Annotated in this window: 21 protein-coding genes; 12 read left to right on the top strand and 9 right to left on the bottom strand. The window is 41.3% G+C overall.

The window, feature by feature from the left end:
* Window positions 1-276: 276 nt before the first annotated feature.
* Both ACYVRH_RS16320 and ACYVRH_RS16315 read right to left on the bottom strand, forming a co-directional pair.
* Window positions 277-3,279 carry an ATP-binding protein gene (locus ACYVRH_RS16320; protein WP_461257902.1) on the bottom strand — a complete coding sequence of 1,001 codons (3,003 nt, stop codon included), beginning with the start codon at window positions 3,277-3,279 and terminating at the stop codon, window positions 277-279.
* 284 nt (window positions 3,280-3,563) lie between these two features.
* Window positions 3,564-4,868 carry an ATP-binding protein gene (locus tag ACYVRH_RS16315; protein ID WP_461257901.1) on the bottom strand — a complete coding sequence of 435 codons (1,305 nt, stop codon included), beginning with the start codon at window positions 4,866-4,868 and terminating at the stop codon, window positions 3,564-3,566.
* Between the two features lie 389 nt (window positions 4,869-5,257).
* Here ACYVRH_RS16315 and ACYVRH_RS16310 point away from each other — a divergent pair, with 389 nt between their 5' ends.
* Genes ACYVRH_RS16310 through ACYVRH_RS16285 form a run of 6 tightly spaced genes read left to right on the top strand, consistent with a single transcriptional unit; the run spans window position 5,258 to window position 9,437 of the window.
* Window positions 5,258-6,025, top strand: a complete 768-nt coding sequence (locus tag ACYVRH_RS16310; protein WP_461257900.1) for a hypothetical protein — start codon at window positions 5,258-5,260, stop codon at window positions 6,023-6,025.
* Window positions 6,019-6,870, top strand: coding sequence for a metallophosphoesterase family protein (locus ACYVRH_RS16305; RefSeq protein WP_461257899.1), 852 nt, complete (start codon window positions 6,019-6,021; stop codon window positions 6,868-6,870). Before ACYVRH_RS16310 ends, ACYVRH_RS16305 begins: the two co-directional genes overlap by 7 nt.
* Before the next feature lie 41 nt (window positions 6,871-6,911).
* Complete coding sequence (locus ACYVRH_RS16300; protein ID WP_461257898.1) at window positions 6,912-7,523, top strand: hypothetical protein; 612 nt, start codon at window positions 6,912-6,914, stop codon at window positions 7,521-7,523.
* Between the two features lie 12 nt (window positions 7,524-7,535).
* Window positions 7,536-8,051, top strand: coding sequence for a hypothetical protein (locus ACYVRH_RS16295; RefSeq protein ID WP_461257897.1), 516 nt, complete (start codon window positions 7,536-7,538; stop codon window positions 8,049-8,051).
* 22 nt (window positions 8,052-8,073) lie between these two features.
* Window positions 8,074-8,535: a hypothetical protein gene (locus tag ACYVRH_RS16290; RefSeq protein ID WP_461257896.1), complete on the top strand. Its 462-nt coding sequence runs from the start codon at window positions 8,074-8,076 to the stop codon at window positions 8,533-8,535.
* Between the two features lie 2 nt (window positions 8,536-8,537).
* Window positions 8,538-9,437, top strand: a complete 900-nt coding sequence (locus ACYVRH_RS16285) for a M48 family metalloprotease (RefSeq protein WP_461257895.1) — start codon at window positions 8,538-8,540, stop codon at window positions 9,435-9,437.
* Window positions 9,438-9,441: 4 nt separating this feature from the next.
* On the opposite strand, the gene ACYVRH_RS16280 is transcribed toward ACYVRH_RS16285, so the two are convergent.
* The 6 genes from ACYVRH_RS16280 to ACYVRH_RS16255 form a co-directional block, all read right to left on the bottom strand.
* A complete protein-coding gene (locus tag ACYVRH_RS16280) occupies window positions 9,442-10,563 on the bottom strand; it encodes a hypothetical protein (RefSeq protein WP_461257894.1) in 1,122 nt (373 codons plus the stop codon).
* 8 nt (window positions 10,564-10,571) lie between these two features.
* Complete coding sequence (locus ACYVRH_RS16275) at window positions 10,572-12,563, bottom strand: DUF1538 family protein (RefSeq protein WP_461257893.1); 1,992 nt, start codon at window positions 12,561-12,563, stop codon at window positions 10,572-10,574.
* Window positions 12,564-12,702: 139 nt separating this feature from the next.
* On the bottom strand, window positions 12,703-13,980 hold the full coding sequence (gene murA, locus ACYVRH_RS16270) for a UDP-N-acetylglucosamine 1-carboxyvinyltransferase (protein WP_461257992.1): 1,278 nt from the start codon (window positions 13,978-13,980) through the stop codon (window positions 12,703-12,705).
* Between the two features lie 137 nt (window positions 13,981-14,117).
* Window positions 14,118-14,360, bottom strand: a complete 243-nt coding sequence (locus ACYVRH_RS16265) for a DUF2442 domain-containing protein (protein ID WP_461257892.1) — start codon at window positions 14,358-14,360, stop codon at window positions 14,118-14,120.
* A 5-nt stretch (window positions 14,361-14,365) separates the two neighbouring features.
* Window positions 14,366-14,749: a DUF4160 domain-containing protein gene (locus ACYVRH_RS16260; protein WP_461257891.1), complete on the bottom strand. Its 384-nt coding sequence runs from the start codon at window positions 14,747-14,749 to the stop codon at window positions 14,366-14,368.
* Complete coding sequence (locus tag ACYVRH_RS16255) at window positions 14,733-15,089, bottom strand: helix-turn-helix domain-containing protein (protein ID WP_461257890.1); 357 nt, start codon at window positions 15,087-15,089, stop codon at window positions 14,733-14,735. The genes ACYVRH_RS16260 and ACYVRH_RS16255 overlap by 17 nt, the downstream gene beginning before the upstream one ends.
* Window positions 15,090-15,228: 139 nt before the next feature.
* On the opposite strand from ACYVRH_RS16255, the gene ACYVRH_RS16250 reads away from it, so the two are divergent.
* The 4 genes from ACYVRH_RS16250 (at window position 15,229) to ACYVRH_RS16235 (ending at window position 20,061) form a co-directional block, all read left to right on the top strand.
* Complete coding sequence (locus tag ACYVRH_RS16250; protein WP_461257889.1) at window positions 15,229-17,592, top strand: leucine-rich repeat domain-containing protein; 2,364 nt, start codon at window positions 15,229-15,231, stop codon at window positions 17,590-17,592.
* Window positions 17,593-17,685: 93 nt separating this feature from the next.
* Window positions 17,686-18,894 carry a hypothetical protein gene (locus ACYVRH_RS16245; RefSeq protein ID WP_461257888.1) on the top strand — a complete coding sequence of 403 codons (1,209 nt, stop codon included), beginning with the start codon at window positions 17,686-17,688 and terminating at the stop codon, window positions 18,892-18,894.
* Between the two features lie 291 nt (window positions 18,895-19,185).
* On the top strand, window positions 19,186-19,683 hold the full coding sequence (locus ACYVRH_RS16240) for a hypothetical protein (protein ID WP_461257887.1): 498 nt from the start codon (window positions 19,186-19,188) through the stop codon (window positions 19,681-19,683).
* Between the two features lie 57 nt (window positions 19,684-19,740).
* On the top strand, window positions 19,741-20,061 hold the full coding sequence (locus ACYVRH_RS16235) for a hypothetical protein (RefSeq protein ID WP_461257886.1): 321 nt from the start codon (window positions 19,741-19,743) through the stop codon (window positions 20,059-20,061).
* A 62-nt stretch (window positions 20,062-20,123) separates the two neighbouring features.
* Here ACYVRH_RS16235 and ACYVRH_RS16230 read toward each other — a convergent pair whose 3' ends face one another.
* Complete coding sequence (locus tag ACYVRH_RS16230) at window positions 20,124-20,663, bottom strand: O-acetyl-ADP-ribose deacetylase (RefSeq protein WP_461257885.1); 540 nt, start codon at window positions 20,661-20,663, stop codon at window positions 20,124-20,126.
* 342 nt (window positions 20,664-21,005) lie between these two features.
* On the opposite strand from ACYVRH_RS16230, the gene ACYVRH_RS16225 reads away from it, so the two are divergent.
* Together ACYVRH_RS16225 and ACYVRH_RS16220 are read left to right on the top strand one after the other, a co-directional pair.
* Window positions 21,006-21,317 (top strand): hypothetical protein, encoded by a 312-nt coding sequence (locus tag ACYVRH_RS16225; RefSeq protein WP_461257884.1) that lies wholly within the window; start codon window positions 21,006-21,008, stop codon window positions 21,315-21,317.
* Window positions 21,318-21,449: 132 nt separating this feature from the next.
* The gene (locus tag ACYVRH_RS16220) at window positions 21,450-22,847 is read left to right on the top strand and encodes an MATE family efflux transporter (RefSeq protein WP_461257883.1); all 1,398 of its coding nucleotides are present in this window, start codon (window positions 21,450-21,452) and stop codon (window positions 22,845-22,847) included.

Genomic DNA, 22,847 nt, shown 5'->3' with positions numbered 1-22,847 from the left:
ATACTTAATTATAATATATATTTCTAGTTTTGGGAATAGTACAAAAAATCATGTTTTAATAGAAAATTAATAATATTTGATATTTGGCAGGTATACCCGTTTTCTATATATAATATGTAAAGAATGAACTTGCTTTGAAAATTAGCCAAAAATTATACAAAAAAACGACATCAGGGCTATAAATGCGAAATACGAGGCATAAAAGGAGCTTCCTTTGTCACTCATGGCGTGAAAGGGCGGCTTTTCGGATTGTTAGGAGTACCGCCGGCTTATTTATCAGCCGCCTAATTCCTGCAAAAGAACGTCTGCCATTGATACGGTTTCATCGTAATCTCCGATAAGTATGTTTTTCAATATAACCTTAACCGTGCCGCCAATGTCCGTGTCTTGCGTATAATCCTGTAATTTAGTTACAGCATCTTCTATCTTAAAATAATCAAAATCATCAACCGCTGTTTTTAGATTGGAAAGTTCCGCCTTTAGCAAATTTTTGTCTATATTGTTTTTTTGGCTTTCCTTTGCCTCTTCTATCAGCGCAATATTGATATTATTTAGAATCGTTTCTAAATTCGATACAAAGGCGGCGTTGTTGTCATTAATATAGGATAAGTTTTCTTTCTTTCCCGCCATCTCCAGTGCGGCTGCGGCTTCTGACAGTTCAATAGCTCCAATGCTCCTACAGGCGCTCTTTAACGCATGAACATAAGTGACATACAAATGTATGTTGTCAGTTTCAATGCATGTTTTTATTTCTTTTAGTTTTGAAGTCCCGTCCATGTGAAACGTGGAAAGCAGATTCAAGTAGCTTTTTATGTTTCCGCCGGTCGAGGCCATGCCTATATTCGTGTTTATCCCTTCAATTTCAATTTTTTTATGTTTTTCAGTTTCTTGGGAAACAGTATCTTCATAGTCATCTGTTGTCGGATTTTTCTGTTTTTCTTTAGGAATCCACTTCTCAAGAATTTCTGCCAGTTTGCCCGTATCAATAGGTTTTGATAAAAAATCATCGAAGCCGTTATTTAAAAGCATTTCCCGCGTGCCAAAAACAGCGTCGGCAGTGAGCGCTACAATAGGCACATTTTTATAATAAGCATCTTCACTTTTCAACGCTCTGATGTTTGCTACGGCTTCAATGCCGCCCATTTTAGGCATCATTTGATCCATGAATACTAAATCGTATTGTGTCAATATTATTTCTTCGATTGCTTCCATACCGCTATTACATGTTTTAATCTGTACTTTATAAGGCTGTAATAACCCCTTTGCCACTTCCAAATTTGTATTAATATCATCCACAACTAAAATTTTTGCTTCCGGCGCGATAATATTTAGGGTTGTTCTTTTTTTAAGATAGTCGGCATAAGAATCGGGGGTACCATTTAAAAAATTAGCGACCGGTATGGAATAAATCGGCATAATAATAGAACTGATATCCTTGTCAGTTATTACTTCGCCAAATTCGCAAATCACCGCAAATTTGACATTCGGCTTAAAGTTTTGATATTTCTCTCTGATTTCTTCATATAAAGCGGACGCAAAAAGAACAAATGAATAATCCTTGCTCAAAAGGCAGTCAAAAAAATCTGATGTATTTGACACAATCTTGCAGCTAACGCCAAGATTATCCATAGTTTTTACAATGGATGCGGCGTATATTTCGCGCCGCTCAAAAACAAGAGTCTTCTTATTTTCCGGCTCATTTATAACTGCCAGTTTTTCGTTATGGCGGATTTTTTGCGGCAGTGATACTGTAAAGATACTGCCTACGCCATAGTCAGACGCCACTTTAATTTGTCCGCCCATGGCTGTAACAAGACTTTGGCAAATAACAAGCCCAAGCCCCGTTCCCTCAATATTTTTATTTCTCTCCGTGTCAAATCTTGTAAACTCAATAAATAGTTTATTTATTTCTTCCTGCTTTATTCCCTTCCCGCTGTCAGCAACTTCTATAATAATGTTAACATAATCGTTCTCTATTGTTTCGTTTTTTATTGATAATGAGATAAATCCATTTTCAGTGTATTTAACGGCATTGCTTAAAAGATTTAACATTATCTGCCTGATTCTGGTTGGATCGCCGAACAACGTATCCGGAATGTTACTGTCTAAATATGCCACAAACCGCAAACGCGATTCAAAAACCCTTGTTTTAATTATATTGATAACGTCATTTGTCAAAAAAGAAAATGAATAGTCAATAGGAACGATATCCAGTTTTCCGGCTTCAATTTTTGAAAAATCAAGAATGTCATTTATAATGGATAATAGCGTAATTCCGGCATGTTTAATGGTAAGTATATGATTCTCTATGGCGTGCGGTAAATCCTCACGCAAGGCAAGCTCCGTCATGCCCATGATTGCGTTCATTGGCGTTCGGATTTCATGACTCATTTTAGCGAGGAAATTGGATTTGGAACGCGAAGATTGTTCCGCAAGTTCACGGGCATATTCGGCATTTAGACGCGCCCTAACGTTTTCCGTCATATCGAATAGAAACACTATTATGCCTTCAAAAGTTCCTATATTAAGCATAGGCGTTATTTGTATTTCAAAATATTTTGAATAATCAGTATCGTCAAAATCAATTTCTTGCACAGTTCTGAACAATCGTTTTTCAAGAACAGCTTTTGCGTATATGCCGCAGATATCATTTAGGGATTGCTCACTGACAACCGGCGCAAACAGATCACGAATCCCTTTTCCTAAAATTTTATCTTTCTCGCAATCATTAAAATGATTGAAGTATGAATCGCTTGCATAAGCCAATTCACCGCCGCTGTTAAACAGCAATATCGGATTCGGACTGTTCACCAGTATCAGGTGCATATACATTTCATACTTTGTTTTTTCGTCCATGATCGTTTTCCGCCTGTGTTCCAACTGTTCAACCATATCGTTAAACGCTGCGGAAAAATCACCCATAAAACTAACTCGTTGTTTGTAATCGCCCTTTGCAACCTGCTGGGTCTGCCATGCAATATGGCTGAGCGAAGAATGCAGCATTTTTAGCGGAGAAGCAATTTCATTGCTTGGCAGAGGCAAAGCGCAATGCAAGTTACCGGATGCCAATTCTTTAGCAAGAGTCCTTGTTTCACAAATGGCGGTTCCAATATGCTGTAATTCCCTGCAAAAATCGCCGAATGCCTCCGGCAGACTTTCTATATCAAGCGAAGCGGATGATGGCTTGTTGATCAGATCATTTAAATAGGAGAGTAGAGTATCTGCAATAGGTTTAAAAGCATCTTCACTTTTTTTTGAATTTTCAGACGATTCACTCATTATGTGGTTTTATTCCATCCCCGATCATCTTCGCGTGGCCGCAAGCCGCATGACGTTTTTTTTAATTCGTCCCGGCTGGTTCCCATTTTTCCTGCTTTTATTACATTTAAGCAAGCTGATATTAGTATAACTTTTTTTGGGAGTATGTCAATAAATAGGGTTATTATGCAGAAACGCCCATAAAGCATTAATTTTTATTTTTTCCGCTCTGGCAACTCATGACAGGTCAGTCTGTTATGTTTTTATTATGAATAGATAAAGAAAAAAAGAGCTAAAAATGTGCTTCATGAAAGGATAGCGGGCAAGCTGCCTATTAGGTAGAGGGGCAGGGAATATAAATCGTCCGCAATGCCGTATTTTTTTAGTGAGGCGCGGACTGCGCGGGCGGGAGCGTATTCTTTTCTGTACGTATTTAGACTTTCGGATTTAACGTTTTTGCCTGACTTTACTTCAATCGGGATAATTTTATTATCGTACTGTATGACAAATTCAATTTCGGCGGTATTTTTTTCAGCCGCCCAGTAGTAAATCGGCAGTTTATCATTAGTTGAAATAAGTTCCTGCAAAACAAATTGTTCGGAAATTCCTCCCTTATAGTGAGAAAAAGTCCTGTCATCGTCGTCAACATAGAGTTTAATATCAAGCCCGGCGCGAGATGAAAGAAGTCCTACGTCGTTCATAAAAAGTTTAAAAATCGCAGGTTCTTTATACCCAATCAATGGCATATTCGGCAAACTTACGCGGTACAGTTTATAAATCAATTTGGTATCCGTAAGCCAGTTAAGCGCCAGCTCATAATCGCGCCCACGGGAGCCTTCTTTCATGCCTGAATACAGAAAACGCTTGTTTTCCCTGCCAAGTTGGGTGGGAACTGAATTCCAAATATCACGCAGGCGCGCGATATAGGACGATGGAATATGTTTAGCAAAATCGGCGTAATAAGAATTAAGAATCATATTTTGCACATCACGCACTTCGTTAAAATCGCGTGTTTCGAGGTATTTTTTCACGGCAGCGGGCATTCCGCCGGTATAAAAATACTGTTTTAAAAGCCCCGTAATAGCGTCATGGAACGCTGAAATAGCGGAAAAATCAGGCGTTTTTAAAATTTGCACATAACGCGGCTCCACGGCTTCCAAAAATTCGTAAAACGACATGGGATAAATCGTTATCATGTCAACTTTACCCACCGGAAAACCAGTTCCTTCAAGCGTCATCACCCCGAGCAGGCTGCCTGCGGCAATAACATGGTACTCGGGCGCGTTATCGCAAAAATATCTTAACGATGTGAGCGCGCGCGGACATTCCTGAACTTCGTCAAAAATGATAAGGGTATCGGGCGTAATTTTTATGCCTGTCGCGACAGAAAGCTCATGAATAATGCGCGGAATACTTAAATCTTTTTCGAAAATGCCTTTAAAAATGGCTTCCAAATCAAAAGTGATATAAGCGGTGGTATCAAAATTCCTAGCTCCAAATTCCTTCATAAGCCAAGTCTTGCCAACCTGCCTCGCCCCATAAACAACCAACGGCTTACGGTTTTGGGAATTTTTCCATTTTTCAAGCTTTTCTATATTAGAACGATACACTTTTTCCTCTACACTTAGGATGTTTATATAAATTATAGTATAATAATGATTATTGTCAAGAATTTGGTGTTTGATTTGTCCGGAATTCCAAAGAATTTAGTGTCTTATTTGCACGGAATTCCAAAGAATTTGGTGTTTGATTTGCACTGAATTCCAAAGAATTTAGTGTTTTATTTACACTTAATTCCAAAGAATTTAGTGTATAATATGCACTGAATTCAAAGGTATTTAGTGTGCAATTTACACGTTTTTCCACTTAAACTCTTTCCTCAAAAAAAACATACAAAACAGGTAAATAAAGCGAAAAAAGCGGAAATTTATCGAATTTGAGATATAAATCCAGTATATGTTGCTATTTTCCATTTAGTGCGATATATTTATTAGTAATTATGAATAAAAAAATTATAATGATTTTTATATTCCTCATCTGCATTGGGAACATTCATGCCCAGGATGCTGAAGTTACAAATGAAAAAAATATTGAAAAACCAAATACGCAGAATACTGAAACTTCAAAAGATCATGGAATTGAAATTACAAATATGGAAACCGAATATTTCCTAATTTCAGATTTTAACAGGACTTTTAATTTTGTTGGCGGCTTTTCAGCGACAGGTAAAATCGAATTTAATGAACGGGTTGCGGTTAAGGAAGGAATTTATATTAACTATTTGCCTGAAGACGTAACCATTATAAAATTGTTTACCAACGCGACGTACCGTATTCTGGCTGATTTGCCGCTTGATGTAAAATTGGCATGGGTTTACAACGGATTACCTGATTATGAAACACATTCCCATGCTATAGTGCCGATTATTTCATGGGACGCAAAGTATTATGGAATAAGCGTCGGCTTTGGGTGGCGGTTTACTTCTTTCTTTGACGAAGGCCCCCAGCTTGAATATATGATGCCTATGGGATTATATGTCAATTTTATAAATAACGATAAACTCTGCGTGGGAATGAGCCTTGCGAATTACAATGATTTTCAGATAGACAGTTTTATCGCATTTGCGCTCGCGGCAAAAGTTACTATCAAGTTAGACAACACTTTTTCAATTAGCAATGAATTGGAATTCAGGCAAAGCGGCGTAGACGGGCTTACAGCTACTCCCCACGGAGTTGTCTGGAAAGGAGGGGCTAAATTAACATGGTAAAATCAACATCAAAAATATTTTTGATTCTTTCTCTTGTCATCGTAGGCCTTTTAATTGAATGTAACATTGATCTGCCTGGCCTTATTATATCTAACAATCTTGATGAACGTTTATTGGAAAAGAGCACATTCAATTACCTGACTGCCGAAAAAAGAAATATTACTTGTCCTGATGAATTTTCATTCATTGTAATGGCAGATAGTCATGTCGAAAACGGCGATATTGAAGATTTGAAGAAAATCGAAAAAGCGATAACTCCTGATGTCAAATTTATAACTAACCTTGGAGATATTAGCCAGTACGGCGCGGAAGAGGATATTGAAAAGGTAATGAATTTTTACAGTACCTTGAGCGTTCCCTGTTACCCTGTAATCGGCAACCACGATATTTATGCTCACGAGGGTGTTTGCAACTGGCCGGTGTGGAAAAAAAAGATCGGCTCGACCCGCTACCGGGTTGACGGAGGAAGTGTTACCCTTTTTGTTTTGGATTCAGCCAACGCGTATATCGGAAAAAGTCAGATTGACTGGCTTGAAAGAGAACTAAAAACCGTAGAGGGAACGGTTTTTGTTTTAACACATTCTGATTTCTTTGTTCAGGACAAAATAAAGATTCAGCAGATATACGACCCGGCTGAAAGGGCGCGAATCATGGCCTTATTGCGCAATAATAACGATAAATGTAAAATGTTGTTAACAGGACATTCGCACGAGCGGGTGGAAAAGGAATTTGGAGACGTTAAATATATCAGCATAGAAGATTATAAGAGTACGCAGGCCTATATGCTTGTCAAGGTTAAGAATGGCGTTGTTAGTTACGAATTTAAAAATGCTAATGATCTGTAACGGTATTCCGTTTCAGTAATTTTATTTAGGGGGTTTTTGTTTTGAAGAAAAAAGTGACCGTATTATTAATAACGGTAATGATCCTCATGGTTTCCGTTCCGGCTTCAGGCTCAGAACGCGAAGAATTCTTTTCCATGGAGGGAAAAAAGTTTTGGAGTATCGGGCTTAATTTAGGCTCGTCTTTCGCTACCCCTCTGTTGATTTTTAATGTTAACGCAACCATTGCGCCGTTACCGTATTCTTTTATTGATTTAGGCTACGAATTTGGGTCTGTTAACGGAATGGCGGGCGAGAATGTGGATATTGGCGGAGTTGAATACTCATCTAATTATTTTTATGCCCGCATTAATTTATTTTTACCCTATGGTAAAAGGACGTTTGATTCTTACGGCAAACCCCGTGAAGGCGGAGGATGGTATTTGGGTTTTGGATTGGGAATTATGAACGCGGAATACGATTTTGTCAGGAATTCCACGGAACGCAGCGTCGCTACGGTACAAACTCCTACTCTTGATGTGGCGAGCGGTTTTTATATAGGAAGCGGCCATGTATTGTTCAAAGCTGGGTACGCCGGGCGTTCTACAATGGACATGAAAAATTTAATAGGCGTTAATCACCGCCTGTTATTGGGTATTAATTACCGTATTTATTAGGAGGAATAACAAATGAGAAAAGCAGCTTTAATTATTTTTCCTGTAATTTTACTGTTAAGCGCCTGTGCGCTGGAAATCGCCAACGTTATCGGACCCGGCGGCGGATATGTGTACTATGACAAGGGTAACTATAAAGGCGGATGGCGTTATAAAGAATGTTCTCCGTTTGATATTGGCGAATTAAAGGATACAGGGCTTGACAGTTTAGAAAAAGCGGTGAAATTATGCATAGAGCAATCCGATGATTGGTACGCTTACAACTGGGAAATACCGGATGAAGCCGATATGAAAAAATTACTTGAGTGTTTTTCATACGGATTAACCAGATTTTCACCTGACTATTATTATTTGTCGGCAAATAAAACATCGCATTACGATCCAAGCGCGCCAAATTCATGGGATCCGAAAACATGGACGCCGGTTATTTTTCATAAAAGTTTTGAAAGTAAATTAAACGGCGAAGTTGAAAAAGTTGATGCAGTTCCTAAAGATTTTACTATTAGGATACGTCCAATAAGAAAATTTTAATATTATATACGGAGGTATTAAAATGAAAAAGATTTTAATCGTAGTTTGTTTAGCGTTCTTTATCGCGGGTTTCGCGGCAGCTCAAGTTGGCCCCAACGGAACATTGTATGTGGCGGTCAAAACCTTAGACTTGAAATCATTGGCCGGGAAAAAAGTGGCAACCTTAAGTTACGGTGACAAGGTTACAGTGACGCAGGTAAATGAAAAATCTGTGGAAGTTAAGAGCGCCACGGATCCCTCATTAATCGGTTGGGCGCCATCGGCAAATTTTTCCGCAAAGAAAATTGTTGTCGGAAGCGCGTCAACAACGTCGGCAAAAGAAGTCGCACTTGCGGGAAAAGGTTTTAATCAGGATATTGAAAACTCCTACAGTACGCAGGGAGAGGTTGACTTTGCCGATGTGGACAAAATAGAGGCGATAACTGCGGATGAAACCGTTCTTATGCGCTTTATTCAAGAAGGCCATCTGTCAGCCGGAAAATAGTCATGAATAAAAAAATTATGCTTGCTTTAGTGGTTATGATTTTTTTCATAACCGCTACATGCAAGCATATAGACTCACTCGCGCAGGCGGCGGCAAACGCTGATATTATCGATCATGGTACGGCAGACATGATCAGCCTTTCTGCGAGAGCTTTTGGCTCTGCGGCGGAAAACGCGACTCCCGAACAGGAGTATTTTATCGGACGCGCGGTAGCCGCCAATATTCTCTCCAATTACAAAATTTGGGATAAAAGTCCAGCACTTACCGCGTATCTTAACTATATTTGCGGCGCTATCGTTATAAATTCCCCTGAGCCTAATATTTTCAACGGCTACCATGTCGCCATACTTGACAGCAATGACATTAACGCTTTTACCACTTCAGGCGGACATATCTTTTTAACGCGCGGCCTCATTAAAATCGCCCAAACAGAAGATGCTCTTGCCGCAGTCGTCGCACATGAAGTCGCACACAATCAATTGAAGCACAGCCTTAAAGCAATTAAAACAAGCCGTGTTACTCAGGCGTTTTTAATAACCGCTACCGCCGGAGTTGGGGCGCTAACGGGCATGGATGCCAATGAATTTGCCGAAGCGTTAGATGAATCTGTCGGTGAAATAATGCAGACAATGGTAAACAGCGGCTATTCAAGAGAACAGGAATATGAAGCCGACATTGCGGCGATGTGCTTCATGGCCGCCGCCGGTTATCAGCCGTCGGGTCTTATTGATATGCTCAATGAATTGAAAGCCGTACATAGAATTGGTTTAGGCCTTAGCAAAACTCACCCTGCCCCCGGACAACGCATTTATTATGCTGAAAAAGCGCTTGGCAGATTCACTGTCGCGGATACCAGCCCCAGCAGACAGGAACGTTTCACCGAAGCGCTAAAAATAAATTAAACGCCTATTTTTTATTGATAATAGTCGGCATTTCCACATTGAAAGTTTTAAGTACGCAGGTTTTACCTTTGTTAAAAAGGCCGCTTTTAACGGCGGAAGCGCGGATTTTTTCTTCAGTTTCCGGAGTGGCGATAATGTCGCAGAGGTGGCGGGAGTTTGATTTCATGGCTTTTTCATGCGCAGCCATGAATGAACGCATCTCAACAGGATTAAATGTCGCGCCGCGAGCGCCGTTTTCTATTGCCTCTTTACGGAATAATTCAATTTCTTCCTCATTGCCGATAAAAAAAAGCCCTTTTGTGCTAACGGATTTTTTTTCACCGCTCTTGTACTCGTGTTTACGCGCTCCAAAACGGCGCCAATCGTTTGAACCGCGAACCTCGTCAAGCGCGGCAATAACCTGTTCCATAGTCGCGGCATGAAGGCGCTCTCTGTGCCTAATCCTTAAGTTTACAACTGGCGCGTGAACAAAGCACCGGTACAAAAAACCATTGCCGGGAACGTCAAGACTGGCGCGTGGAATTATGCTTTTTTCCACCAGTTCCGCATCGGAACGGGAAACAAGAAACCAGATGATTTCTTTTTCTACCGGAATGGTTATCCTCATAAGCCCTAATCTGTCCCTCAATCCCGCGCCTGTACCGAAAAAAACAACTGGCACTCCTATACCAAGTTCCAATATCACCTGAGCCAACGCGTCTCCTGACCCCCTTGAAACCGTACAAGTGATAAGGGCGTGTTCCTCATGAGAAAGCTCGTCCGTTTTTTTACAGAGCTTATTAAGTTTTTCCATGTCAAAAGAAAAAGGCGTACCCCTTAGAAGGTCGATATGCTGGGAAAAAATACTGCCGCGTCCGCCCATGCCAAGATCAGTCGCCTCAATAATACGGCGCATAACGCTTTCTTCGTACATCGCTGGAACGTAAATTCTGTAAATCAACGCGCGGCTTTCATCAAGTTTAGTAACGGAGCGCAATCCAAGTAAATCGCGTTTGTCCTGAAGAAATGTTTGTTTGGCGCGCTGGATAAAAACTTCGGGAAGAGCAAGCTCAGTAAGCACCTGATCCAGAGCGGGGACTATATTCATGTCGGCAATACAAATGATACAGGAAATAAAAGTTTCCATAATTCTCCCTACATATTATTTAATATGCGTTTCGATCTTGCCTTATCAATAATACCCGATATAAGAATTACAATAATCGGGAAAACGCTCGCCGTAGCCACAATGCCGAAAGCGCCGTCCGCGCGCAATGAATCGCGTCCGAGTCCAAGGCCCGTAGTTATAATGATGGGAACTGAGATGGGGCCGGTGGCAATGCCGGCTACATCCCACGCTATCGAAGAAAAATCTTCTGGCGCGAATATTGTCAGGATTAGGGCAAAAGCATAGCAAGGAGCCAGAATCCACGAAAGATGGATGCCTCCTACAGGCAACATATTACTGAACAGTACCCGCGCGAAACCAATCACCATGCCGCCGCCTACGCCTATAGCCGCGATTTTTATCAATTTTGAACGCCTAAATGTGCCGGTTGTCATCTCTTCTACGGTAACGGCAGTGACCGCAAGCCCTGGTTCCGCAAAAATCGCAAAAAATCCCAGAAAGAAAACTATGACAAGTATTACAAAATACGCGCCAATAATACCAAATCTTGAAGACATCGCGTCTTTAATAGGAATGTGGGTATAACTGTCGCCTGAAAGCCGTTGGGGAACAAATTTTTCAAGGGTTGGCCCGTTTCTCCCCTGCACCCAGATATAGGTTTCCGCTCCGTTTTCCCCCGGTACTGTAATGAGCGAATTGGTATCGACGCCGCGTACCGTTACGGTTTTGTTTTCATAGAGCGTTTCCGTGTAAGTCTGTTTAAGGGAATTTCCCGCCTGAGAACTTAGAACCGTAATGCCGCCCGTCATACCCAGATTAAGCGCGAACATTCCCAAAGTGGCGAATAATATTCCAAGCACGACAATATCGGCGTTAAAAATTCTGTCGCGTGCGATTAAACCAATGGCGATGATCAGGACTAACGCAAGGGGCAGCACCGAAAGAATGGCTGATTTGGCGTATCCAAAAAACGCTTTTGGAGCGAACAACGAAATCGCTTCATCTTCCCTGTCTTCACCTAACTGTTGTCCGGAAAAACAAATGTCAAATTCTTCGGCTGAGAGATCTCCTGCGTAAACCGCCTCTAACGCAATGTTATATAGCTCACTATCGCTGCCCGCCACATAGACCGCCTTTGCCCGCTGTTCCGGTTCAGAGGAAAAGAAAGACGACGCGTCACTTGGAGCCGGAACCTTGGGACCGAGCATGGCGGCCAGAAAAAGGACGCTTGCCACAGGCAGGGCGGACGCGAGCGTTACAAGGCCAAGCCCTGAAGCGTTGGAATTTTTGCCGCCAATTTTAACCACGCCCAAACCAAGAGCTAGGATAATCGGCACTGTAACCGCGCCAGTCGCCGCGCCTCCGGTATCCCAAGCAAGATTTACAAGCGGGCGCAGAATCGGATTTTCATCGAATATGCAGCTAACAACAAGGATAGACGGAATAATAATAAATACAGGCGGCTTAAAAGCCCAACCGAACATGAAGCGGTAAACGCCCAGTACTACGGAAAGCCCCACCCCGATAGCGATGGCGGCAACCAGCCACGACGTGCCTCGGTTTAAAAGAAGGTACAAAAGCGGCGCGTTCCATGCGGGGATAACGCTGCCCTGTTTTTGCAACACGGCGACGGCAGGTTCCGCCAGCGTCGCTGTAATTCCCACAATGATTGAGAAAACGGTAACCCCCGCAACTCCTATCTTTGACGGCAACCTCATTCCGCATTGTTCTCCAAGCGGCATGATCCCTAAAAAAAGCCCCTCAAGGAAAAATGACAGCCCCAAAATCGCAGCAGCTACGCAGATAACTACAGAAAACGCGTTTTTAAGAGGCGTTTCCAGCACAAAATATTGAACAGCCGCCAGAAAGACGCTTACCATTAACACCGCTTTAAACTGCGGCTTTATCTTGCCAAGCGCGTAAATCTTTATTAACGAAAATGTTTCCTTAAAAGATAAGGTTACCTTATCTTTTCGGCGGGGAAATAGATTATCTCGTAACTTCGTAAAAATGTTCACGTTATATATACATAATGAAGTTTTTTATTGTTTTTTACAAGTGGATACCGAAAAAACTTCTCACACAGAATACAAAAGGACAAAGAGGGAAGAGGGGTTCTTGTCCGAAGGCTATATGCTATCCTTCAATATTAAGTCTTTACTCAGTCCTTGTAATGTCCGCGCCGAGGGCGGAAAGCCTTTCCGCCAAATGCTCATAGCCGCGTTCAATTTGGTAGACATTGCGTATAACGCTTTTTCCTTCGGCGCACATGGCGGCAATCAGCATGGACATTCCGGCGCGCACGTCGGGGCTTATAAGCTCTGAGCCATGAAGTTTTGTCGGCCCCGAAATGACGGCGCGGTGCGGATCGCATAACACGATTCTCGCGCCCATGCCGATAAGTTTGTCTACGAAGAACATACGCGACTCGTACATTTTTTCGTGAACCAGCACCGTGCCTTTTATCTGGGTGGCGACAACGATTATTATGCTGATAAGATCGGGGGGGAATCCCGGCCAGGGGGCGTCGTCTATTTTTGGAATCATGCCGCCGAAGTCGTGGTTTACTTCCATGCTTTGGTTTTTTGGCACATGGATGATATTTTCCTCATGCGCCCATACGATGCCCAATTTTCCGAACGCTATTTTTGCGGGGCGCATTTCCTGGGGACGCGCTCCCTCTATATGCAGGTCGCCTCCCGTTACGGCGGCAAGACCGATAAAGGAGCCGACTTCCATAAAGTCGGAGCCAATTTCAAAATCACAGCCTGAAAGTTTATCCACTCCGGTAATTGTAAGTATGTTGGAGCCGATTCCCTCGATTTGAGCGCCCATTTCAACTAACATTCTGCATAGGTCCTGCACGTGAGGTTCGCTTGCGGCGTTAGTCAAAATTGTTTTTCCCTTTGCTAGAACTGCCGCCATAATAGCGTTTTCCGTAGCGGTAACAGACGCTTCGTCAAGAAAAATATCCGCGCCTGTTAAGTGTTTCGCGGTAAAAGTAAAATTATCGCCCACCTTTACCTTCGCTCCCAATTCCGTAAGCGCCAAAAAGTGCGTGTCAAGCCTTCTTCTTCCGATAACGTCGCCGCCAGGCGGCGGAAGAATAACTTTTCCAGTCCGCGCGAGGAGCGGTCCAGCGAAAAGTATCGACGCTCTGATTTTTTTCGCGTCTTCCTGCGGTATTTCCGCCTGTTTAATATCGCGCAGGGAAAGCGTAAAAACATTTGGCTGCGGCGTTTGCACTTCGCCTCCCAAAGCGGTGAACACGTCGAGCATTACCCGCACGTCTTCGATGTCTGGAATATTGCGCAGGGTGACAGGCTCATCGGTTAAAAGCGCCGCCGCAATGCAGGGCAGGGCTGCGTTCTTGTTGCCGCTGACCTTGATTGTCCCATTCAGCGGGACTCCGCCGTTGATTATATATTCGCTCATATATTGAATGTAACGGTTTAAATGGTTTTTGTAAATTGAGGGAAATATCCTTTTTTTGGGCATTGATAAAATCAGCTTTGTAAAAATAGGAAATAGTTATCTTGACATAATGTTACATCTGCTGAATAATTTTTTAATTACTGTACAGGCACGCTATTATAATAAAGCTCGTCCGGGCAAATATCTTGTCCGTGAAGCCATTCAATGCTTAATCCTGCAGGTTTTGCGGTATTGAACAATGTAATGTTTTTCAACTCGCTGAAAGGTTTAAAATCAAGATAAGGTTTAACATCAAACAAACGTTTTTCATTATTGTTAAATGTAACAAGCAAACAGTAATCCGCACAAGGTTTTACATCTATAGCCTTCGGACGTATCATAAATATTACCTCAACCCTTCGATCTTAATTATTTCTCCGCTTTCACTCCATGCAATCCAAGCTGCATTTAATTCATCTTCATGGAGCATAGCCCAAGCTTCTACAAGCTTTCTTTGTTTAAGCGGCAATTCGCCATCAATGAGATTAGCCTTGAAGTCAAACACTCCCTCAAATTCGGCATATTTGGCATGGAAATGCGGTATATGGTGTTTGCTGCCCAATTCTTTATAAATATAAATCAATATCCCATAAAATTGCGATATTAGCGGCATAAAACCTCCTATTTGGGCATCCCTTCCGTTTATATTTATAATAAGATTATAAATCAAAAAAATCAATGGAACAATATATATACTAATAGCAGGAAAAAGCCTAATCTTCTTTCTCATCCCTATTTTTCTTTAACACTTTTACAAAGTCGAGCGTTAGTTTTTGATCTTCGGGCGGAAGTTCGTCGAATATTTTTAATACTGAGCGTTTTTTGGGGTTGGATATAAAAACCTGATTTTTTTTGCTGCCGCTGTCTTCGCCGCTTACAAGATATTCTACAGTTACGCCAAGCGCCGAGGCGATTCTGGCGGCGACATCAGCGGGGGGCATGGAAGCCTGTTTGCCAAGATAACTGTCCAGCGCTCCTTTGGCTACAGAGGATTTTAAGGCGAGTTCCTTAACTGTCAAACCTTGATAATCCAGTTCTTCCCTCAATGTTTTTCTAAAAATCCACTCCATGCTATATACTGATATGGTAATTACCGTAAATACTTGACGTAATATAGTAATTATTGTATAATTTTATTTTAATGCAGAGATTACTATACGAGTGTATCTGCCTGTCAAATCTCTAAATTTGAAAAAAAGGGGTGTTTTTATGAAAATTACGATTAAAAGGTTAGGTATTGCGGCATTTACTGCAATGTTGATTTTCGCGCTGATAGCTTGTGAAGAGACTAAAATGTCTCCTGTGCCTACGCCGCCTCGTACTGTTATTAACATAGCTGCCATAAAAGGCGTTATAGTTCCGGCTTATGGCTTAACTCCGATTACAGCCATTACCGAAAATGAGCAGTACAGAGGAACCGTAACATGGAACGACAATCCTTCCACTTTTGGCGCTTTAACTTCATATACGGCAATCATTACGCTTACAGCAAAAGACGGCTTTACCCTGAAAGGAGTAGCCGCTAACTTTTTTACGGTTGTGGGGGCGACATCGGTAAGTAACGCCGCTGATTCCGGCGTTATTACCGCGATATTTCCGCCGACGGACTCAAAATTGGTGAACAGTATCGTGATTAAAACACAGCCTGATAAACTAATCTACACGTATGTAGACGCGCTTGATTTAGCGGGACTTGTAGTAACACTGACATACGATGATGGTACGAGAGTAGAAGTGATTGCCGAAAATCTACCGATTAAAAGCATAACTACCGATCCCGCGCAGGGTGATATGTTGAAATATTACGAGCACAATGGACAGCCTATTAAAATAAAGTACGGCAATATGACGTGTAATAGCGATAATTTGAGCATCCTTACTCCAACCTTTACAAGCATTGCCGATTTGGAAACATATTTACAAAGCATACCTGCCAATACTGCCGACAATCCCTACATTGTTGCGCTGAACGTGGATGATATTTCAACATTAAAAACAACGCTTGACAGAGCGTCAAAATACATCTACCTTGACCTTTCAGGAAGTACAATAAACTACATTCCAAATGCTGCTTTCTATACAGATACAGATACAGAAACTCCCACACTTACAGGCATAACAATACCGGACAGCGTGACTAGTATCGGCAATTATGCGTTCTCCGGTTGCACTGGCCTGACGAGCATCACTGTAACAAGCAGCAATACGGTATACCGAAGCGAAGGAAACTGCGTAATACAAATAAGCGACAATAAGTTAATACTGGGCATTAGAACCAGCATTATACCCGACAGCGTGACGAGCATAGGCGATTCTGCGTTCTCCGGTTGCAGCGGACTGACGAGCGTAACGATACCGGACAGCGTGACTAGCATCGGCAGTTACGCGTTCTCCGGTTGCAGCGGACTGACGAGCGTAACGATACCGGACAGCGTGGTGAGCATCGGCAGTAATGCGTTCCAATATTGCAGCGGTCTGACGAGCGTAACGATAGGGAACGGCGTGACGAGCATCGGCTATTATGCGTTCCAATATTGCAGCGGTCTGACGAGCGTAACGATAGGGAACGGCGTGACGAGCATCGGCAGTTATGCGTTCTACTATTGCAGCGGCCTGGCGAGTATCACTGTAGCAAGTGGCAATACGGTATACCGAAGTGAAGGAAACTGCGTAATACGAATAAGCGGCAATAACTTAATACTGGGCATTAGAACCAGCATTATACCGGACAGCGTGGTGAGCATCGACAATACTGCGTTCTACCATTGCAGTGGTCTGACGAGCGTAACGATACCGGACAGCGTGGTGAGCATCGGCCGTTATGCGTTCTCCTATTGCAGCGGTCTGACGAGCGTAACGATAGGGAACGGTGTGACGAGCATCGGCTATGAGGCGTTCTACGGTTGCGGTCTGACGAGCGTAACGATACCTGACAGCGTGACGAGCATCGGCGATAAGGCGTTCTGCGGTTGCAGCGGACTGACGAGCGTAACGATAGGGAACGGCGTGACGAGCATCGGTCTACAGGCGTTCTTAGATTGCAGCGGCCTGACGAACGTAACGATACCCGACAGCGTGACGAGCATCGGCAATTATGCGTTCTCCGGTTGCACTGGCCTGACGAGTATCACTGTAGCAAGTGGCAATACGGTATACCGAAGTGAAGGGAACTGCCTAATACGAATAAGCGACAATAACTTAATACTGGGCATTAGAACCAGCATTATACCCGACAGCGTGACGAGCATCGGCGAGGGTGCGTTCTTCTATTGCAGCGGACTGACGAACGTAACGATACCTGACAGCGTGACGAGCATCGGCTATGAGGCGTTCTGCGGTTGCAGCGGACTGACGAGCGTAACGATACCCGACAGCGTGACGAGCATCGGCTATCAAGCGTTCTCCGGTTGCAGCGGACTGACGAGCGTAACGTTTCAAGGGACGATTACTTCGGCAAATTTTAACACTAATGCTTTTAACACTGACTTGCGGGATAAGTACCTTGCTGGTGGCATAGGAACGTATACGAAGCAGACTGTGAGCGTCTACAGCAGTACGTGGACGAAGATTTAGGGGGAGGGAAGCGCAGTGTCGCAGAGGAGCGGCATTGCGCTTTTTTGGGGGAGTCTTGAGGTTGCATAATATTTTTTAAAAGGAGAAATAAAAATGGGAAAAGAAAAAAAGAAGGAAAAAGGAAATATCAAAAATGTCGCTAATTTTTTTGGAAAAATATTTGCTCCAGAAAACAGATGGGGAGTAATTACTGCTATAATAGTAGCCGTAATTGGAGGCATATCATATTTTTTACCAAAACCAATACAAATTATAGGTTATATTTTGCAAGCTGTAGCAGTAGTTATAATAAACGCTGTTTTTGATCATTATCAACGTCAAAAAAATCATTATCTACGCCAAACAATTGAATCAGCTGCCGAAGTATCAATAGAAAAGATTGAAGATAAATACAAAAATATTTTTTGTAATTCCACTAATCTTTTTAACATATTTCAACTAAATGACGGGGGAAATTTTTATAACATTGCTCATAATATCTTTTTCAATAAACTTATAGAATCTTATTCCAATAATGGTAAAAATAGGAAATATTATTTTCCAATTGATACATATTATGAAGTAATCAAAAGTTTTCTTGGTATAGGATACAAAGTAAAAATAATAAATGGATTACTGCTGCCTTTGTGGTATGTTCCAAAAGAAAAAGATGAAATATTAACACAATATATTGATTTCTGCAAGGAAAAAGCAGAACTATATGAAAGGGTTACATATTATCAAGATTATAATGGTGATAGTTGGAAAGATAACACTGTAAAAATGATATACCTTGATCTTTTGTACTCAGAAAAAAGCGATGATGTTGCAGTGAGATGGTTAATTACATTAATTGCAAAGATTAGTAAATTGAAAAAAGAATTTGGTAAAGATATAGAAAAAAAACTTGGTGAAGAACTAAAAGAAAATTTTAATTATTTACAATATGATAAAAAACAATTTAATGAAACGATTAATAACAATATAAAGACTATCGATGATTATTTAGATCAAGTATATAATAATACTACGATTTCTCGTAAAATGACTGAAATTATTAACGATTTGTTTTATAAAGAAATGAAGAAGAAAAATAACTTTGTAAAAAAAAGTGATATTCAAGCCAAATTCGACAAAAGTTTGATTAATTTTGAAGATGTAACAGAGGTTGGTTATTATTATAAAGAGAAAGATGGTAAAGAGTACGATCAATTTGTTATGCTTCTAAATGGCAGCAATACCGGCCCAAGTGTTGAAATAGAATTTATTACAGACAAAGAAAAAATCGCTAAAATACAAAAAATATTATCTGAGCTGTATTAAGAATTGCGTACCATTGTCCCACACCTAGCCTTCGGACAAAAATCCCTTCTTCCCCCTCTTCTTCGTGATCTTCTCTTCCTTTGTACTCTTTGTGTGAACTCTTCCGAATGTCCGGCAACCGGCATATCAACAAATTCTTGTAGGTTGCACCCCTGACTAAATGAGGCTAATAATTTTCTGTTTTTGTATTTTTTATACTGGACATAATGTCATAATTGGTATATAATAATTAATAGCTTGAAATTATTGATATTTAAAAATTATAAATTAACCAAGAGAAGGATAATTATTATGTGTTGCGAAACTGTTTGTGGAAAAGTTGAATTATTTGGCAAGATCAGAATTCGGCCGAATAGATTTGAACCAGTCGCTCTTCCAGAACTTAAATACATCATTATCCACGAAGAAGATGATTTTTTAAATTTACCATATCATGCTGTTTGCGTTGATTTAGAGGTTGAGGCAAGAGGAACGACTATTAATGAGGCACTTAATGAGCTTACAAGTTCATTAAATCACTATATAGATTTGGCAATACAAGACTTTGGCAGAGAAAAAGCCTATAATGTACTTCGAGATGAAAGAAAAGCTAGGCTTTTACCTGAGAATATTGCATTTGTCTCATATTACCAAGCAGAAGAGCATAGGTTTAATGAAATTAATAGTAAAAAAAGAATAAATGAACATAATAAATTACTTGCCGAACAATACTATTCAGATATGATTCAAAAGTTCTTTTATTTTGCTCATTTATCAAAAATTTATGCATCAAGAGTTGAAGCATTGTGAAGAGTACTTATTATAATTTTAACTCGGTAAGAGACCAAGTTATTCTTGCAGAGAAAAATGGGTTATGTACTTATAAAATCTACCCCAAAGATCCCCAAAGATCCCAAAAGAAATACATCTATAAATGCCGACTGGACAACTAATTGTAAAAGTTATCCTTGCACAAGCGGATGGTGTCAAATAATTCTTGATATTAACATTAAGGGTGATCGAACAAGGGCAATAACAATAATATATAAACGTGATGATAAATTTGCGTATGTATGGTTATTTGGTACACCTTTTGATAAATTACAAAAAGCTAAAATATTAAATCTTACATCCAAAGATAAATTGCCGCTTGATGAACGCTTTGCTGAAACTATCCAAAATAGCTAATGGCGCAAATATCAAATAAGAAAATCAATAAAAGTCCCCTCTGAATTGGGTTTTAAATATTCTCATCCATTCAAAACAATCTTCTTATAAATCTCAAAATTCTCCCGCTCAAAGCAAACAAAAATAACACTCTCAACAGATGTTTTATTATTGTTAAGAAAATCCGCTACAACAGAAACGGCAATTTTAGCAGCTTGCTCTTTTGGAAAACCGAATATTCCCGTGCTAATATTCGGGAAAGCGACAGTCTTAATCCCATTCTCGGCTGCCAACCGTAAAGAACTCAAATACGCGCTTGATAACAATTCAGCCTCGTGTTGTTTCCCGCCATGCCAAACGGGGCCAACAGTATGAATAACAAATTTCGCCGGTAAATTACCTCCGGTTGTAATAACAGCGTCGCCTGTTTTACATCCGCCTTTTTCCTCATGGATTTTTCGGCAAGCCAATTCTAATTCTCTGCCTGCCGCGGAATGGATTGCGCCGTCCACGCCCCCTCCGCCAAGCAATGATTCATTAGCGGCATTGACGATAGCGTCAACCGCTTGCCGGGTAATGTCTCCCAAAATAACTTGTATTTTTTCCATATTACATTTTACCATAAATTTCTCACACGCTCAATAAATGCACGGCGTAGCCGTGTGGATCAATAATGCCGCATAGCGTAGCACCAATAAATGCCGCTGTCTGTAATTAAGGCAAGGCGGCCTTTAGGCTGCCGCCAGTGCGCAGATCACGAAGGGACAAAGATCACAAAGGGGGAATAAAGGTTTATTGTCCGAAATCTAAGCGTGGACTTTACGATAAGATTTCGGACAAAAACCCCCTCTTCCTCTTCTTTGTGATCTTCTCTTCCTTTGTGTTCTTAGTGAGAAATTTTAACATATAATCCACTTGACATAATTTTAAAAAAAGTCATAAATTCAAATATTGGAGGTAAAAAAATGAAAAAACTATTAATTGTTTTTATCGTCGTTTTTTTATTGTTTGCCTGCGGGGAACTGGCTGGAAAATATCACGTAAATTATTACGCCAATTTTGCTCCATCGGAAGGATCAGGATACCCGCCTACTGACAGAAACGAGTACACGTCAGGAGAATATGCAATTGTTCTTGATAAAAATAACCTGAGAAAAAATGGACATGAATTTGACGGTTGGAATACCAGACAGGACTATTCGGGAACACATTATAAAGTCGGAGACCAAATAGAGATAAAAAATTTTAATGTCTTTCTTTTTGCCGTTTGGAATTAAGATAACGGACATTACGATAAGATAACGGACAACAACCCCTTTCCCCTCTTTGTGATCTTTGTACCTTTGTGTTCTTTGTGTGAGGTTTTTGGGATAAGTCTTTGGAATAAAACTACTTAAAGGAGTACAGCCATGTTCGGGCTTAACATTTTAAAATCACGATTAGGCCCCTGGTCGTTTTACAAAGAAGCGTTGGCAATCGCCCTGCCCGTTATGCTTCAACAGTTAATTATGAGCATGGTCTCGCTAATCGACAACTTTATGGTTGCCGGGTTAGGTGATGTCAGCATGGCTTCCGTCAATGTTACCAATCATCTTGTTTTTGTTTTCTTTGTAATTGTAAATACGATATGCCAGGCTGGAGGCATTTACATAGCGCAATTTAACGGCGCGAATGACCGCGAAGGAATGAAGAACGCTTACAGTTTTAAATTGCTGTTTGGCGTTTGCGTCGCTATCCTTTATTTTGCGGTTTGCCGCGTTATTCCACATTTTTTGCTTGGCATTCTTACAACGAACAATACAGCGCAGGCGGAAATTGTTACAGTCGGCTCCGATTACCTGCGGATCGTGTCATGGTCATTTATTCCAATGGCAATATCAATTGCTATCGCGACAAGTTTCCGTGAAATAGCGAAGCCTAAAATACCGCTGATTATTTCCGCGTCTACTACCGTGATTAATACTGTCGGAAACTGGATTTTAATTTACGGTAATCTCGGCTCTCCGCGCTTAGAAGTTAAAGGCGCGGCTTACGCTACAATCATAGCGCGATTTGTCGAGGTCACTGCTTTTATTATTTACGCTGCGGTTTCCAACGCGCCCTTTTTCGCGAATCTTAAAAGGCTTTTTATTATAAAGAAAAAATTTATAGTCGAAATATTCGGCAAATCCGCCATGATATTCGCCTCTGAAATATCGTGGATTGTATCTGAAACATTGATGATCGCAATGTACAACAGGAGAGGCGGCGCGGAAGTTGTCGCCGGAATGTCCGCCGGTTGGACTATAGCGAATATTTTCTTTCTAGTGTTAGGGGGATTGTGGACGGTGTCATACGTTTTTGTCGGAGGGGCGCTTGGCGGCGGTAAACTTGACGAAGCGCGGGATCGCGCCAAGTGGCTTAAATGGGGCGGGGCGGCGGCTGGGCTGTTTTTTGCGGTGCCGGGATTTTTCATAACTTCCGCGTTGGTTCCGCTTGTGTTTCACAACCTGAGCGTAGAGGCGAGAGCAAACTGCCTTGGGCTTGTTTTTGTCATTCTTGCTTATTTGCCGTTATGGTGTTATTTGAACGTTCAATTTGCTGTTTCACGCGCCGGAGGAGACACCGCAATGGGAATGTATACGGACATATCCGTCAATACATTACTTTTCGCGCCGGGTTCCGTTCTTCTTTCGCTATTTACAAATCTTGCCCCCGTGCCGATGTTCGCGATTCTTAAACTCACCGACGTTCTAAAGGTTTTAATAGCGAGGCATCTTTTGCGCAAAGAAAAATGGGTGCGTAATTTGACAGTTACAGGCGAATGA

This window comes from Treponema sp. R80B11-R83G3 (assembly GCF_054786115.1).
Note: the sequence above shows the minus strand (reverse complement) of the source record. Positions and strands in the feature narration are given on the sequence as shown.

Coding starts and splice junctions, on each gene's coding strand:
- ACYVRH_RS16320 (WP_461257902.1), bottom strand. CDS start 3,279: ATGAGTGAATCGTCTGAAAATTCAAAAAAAAGTGAAGATGCTTTTAAA.
- ACYVRH_RS16290 (WP_461257896.1), top strand. CDS start 8,074: ATGAAAAAGATTTTAATCGTAGTTTGTTTAGCGTTCTTTATCGCGGGT.
- ACYVRH_RS16220 (WP_461257883.1), top strand. CDS start 21,450: ATGTTCGGGCTTAACATTTTAAAATCACGATTAGGCCCCTGGTCGTTT.
- ACYVRH_RS16250 (WP_461257889.1), top strand. CDS start 15,229: ATGAAAATTACGATTAAAAGGTTAGGTATTGCGGCATTTACTGCAATG.
- ACYVRH_RS16285 (WP_461257895.1), top strand. CDS start 8,538: ATGAATAAAAAAATTATGCTTGCTTTAGTGGTTATGATTTTTTTCATA.
- murA (WP_461257992.1), bottom strand. CDS start 13,980: ATGAGCGAATATATAATCAACGGCGGAGTCCCGCTGAATGGGACAATC.
- ACYVRH_RS16235 (WP_461257886.1), top strand. CDS start 19,741: ATGGGTTATGTACTTATAAAATCTACCCCAAAGATCCCCAAAGATCCC.
- ACYVRH_RS16240 (WP_461257887.1), top strand. CDS start 19,186: ATGTGTTGCGAAACTGTTTGTGGAAAAGTTGAATTATTTGGCAAGATC.
- ACYVRH_RS16295 (WP_461257897.1), top strand. CDS start 7,536: ATGAGAAAAGCAGCTTTAATTATTTTTCCTGTAATTTTACTGTTAAGC.
- ACYVRH_RS16265 (WP_461257892.1), bottom strand. CDS start 14,360: ATGATACGTCCGAAGGCTATAGATGTAAAACCTTGTGCGGATTACTGT.
- ACYVRH_RS16255 (WP_461257890.1), bottom strand. CDS start 15,089: ATGGAGTGGATTTTTAGAAAAACATTGAGGGAAGAACTGGATTATCAA.
- ACYVRH_RS16230 (WP_461257885.1), bottom strand. CDS start 20,663: ATGGTAAAATGTAATATGGAAAAAATACAAGTTATTTTGGGAGACATT.
- ACYVRH_RS16310 (WP_461257900.1), top strand. CDS start 5,258: ATGAATAAAAAAATTATAATGATTTTTATATTCCTCATCTGCATTGGG.
- ACYVRH_RS16305 (WP_461257899.1), top strand. CDS start 6,019: ATGGTAAAATCAACATCAAAAATATTTTTGATTCTTTCTCTTGTCATC.
- ACYVRH_RS16245 (WP_461257888.1), top strand. CDS start 17,686: ATGGGAAAAGAAAAAAAGAAGGAAAAAGGAAATATCAAAAATGTCGCT.
- ACYVRH_RS16280 (WP_461257894.1), bottom strand. CDS start 10,563: ATGGAAACTTTTATTTCCTGTATCATTTGTATTGCCGACATGAATATA.
- ACYVRH_RS16260 (WP_461257891.1), bottom strand. CDS start 14,749: ATGAGAAAGAAGATTAGGCTTTTTCCTGCTATTAGTATATATATTGTT.
- ACYVRH_RS16225 (WP_461257884.1), top strand. CDS start 21,006: ATGAAAAAACTATTAATTGTTTTTATCGTCGTTTTTTTATTGTTTGCC.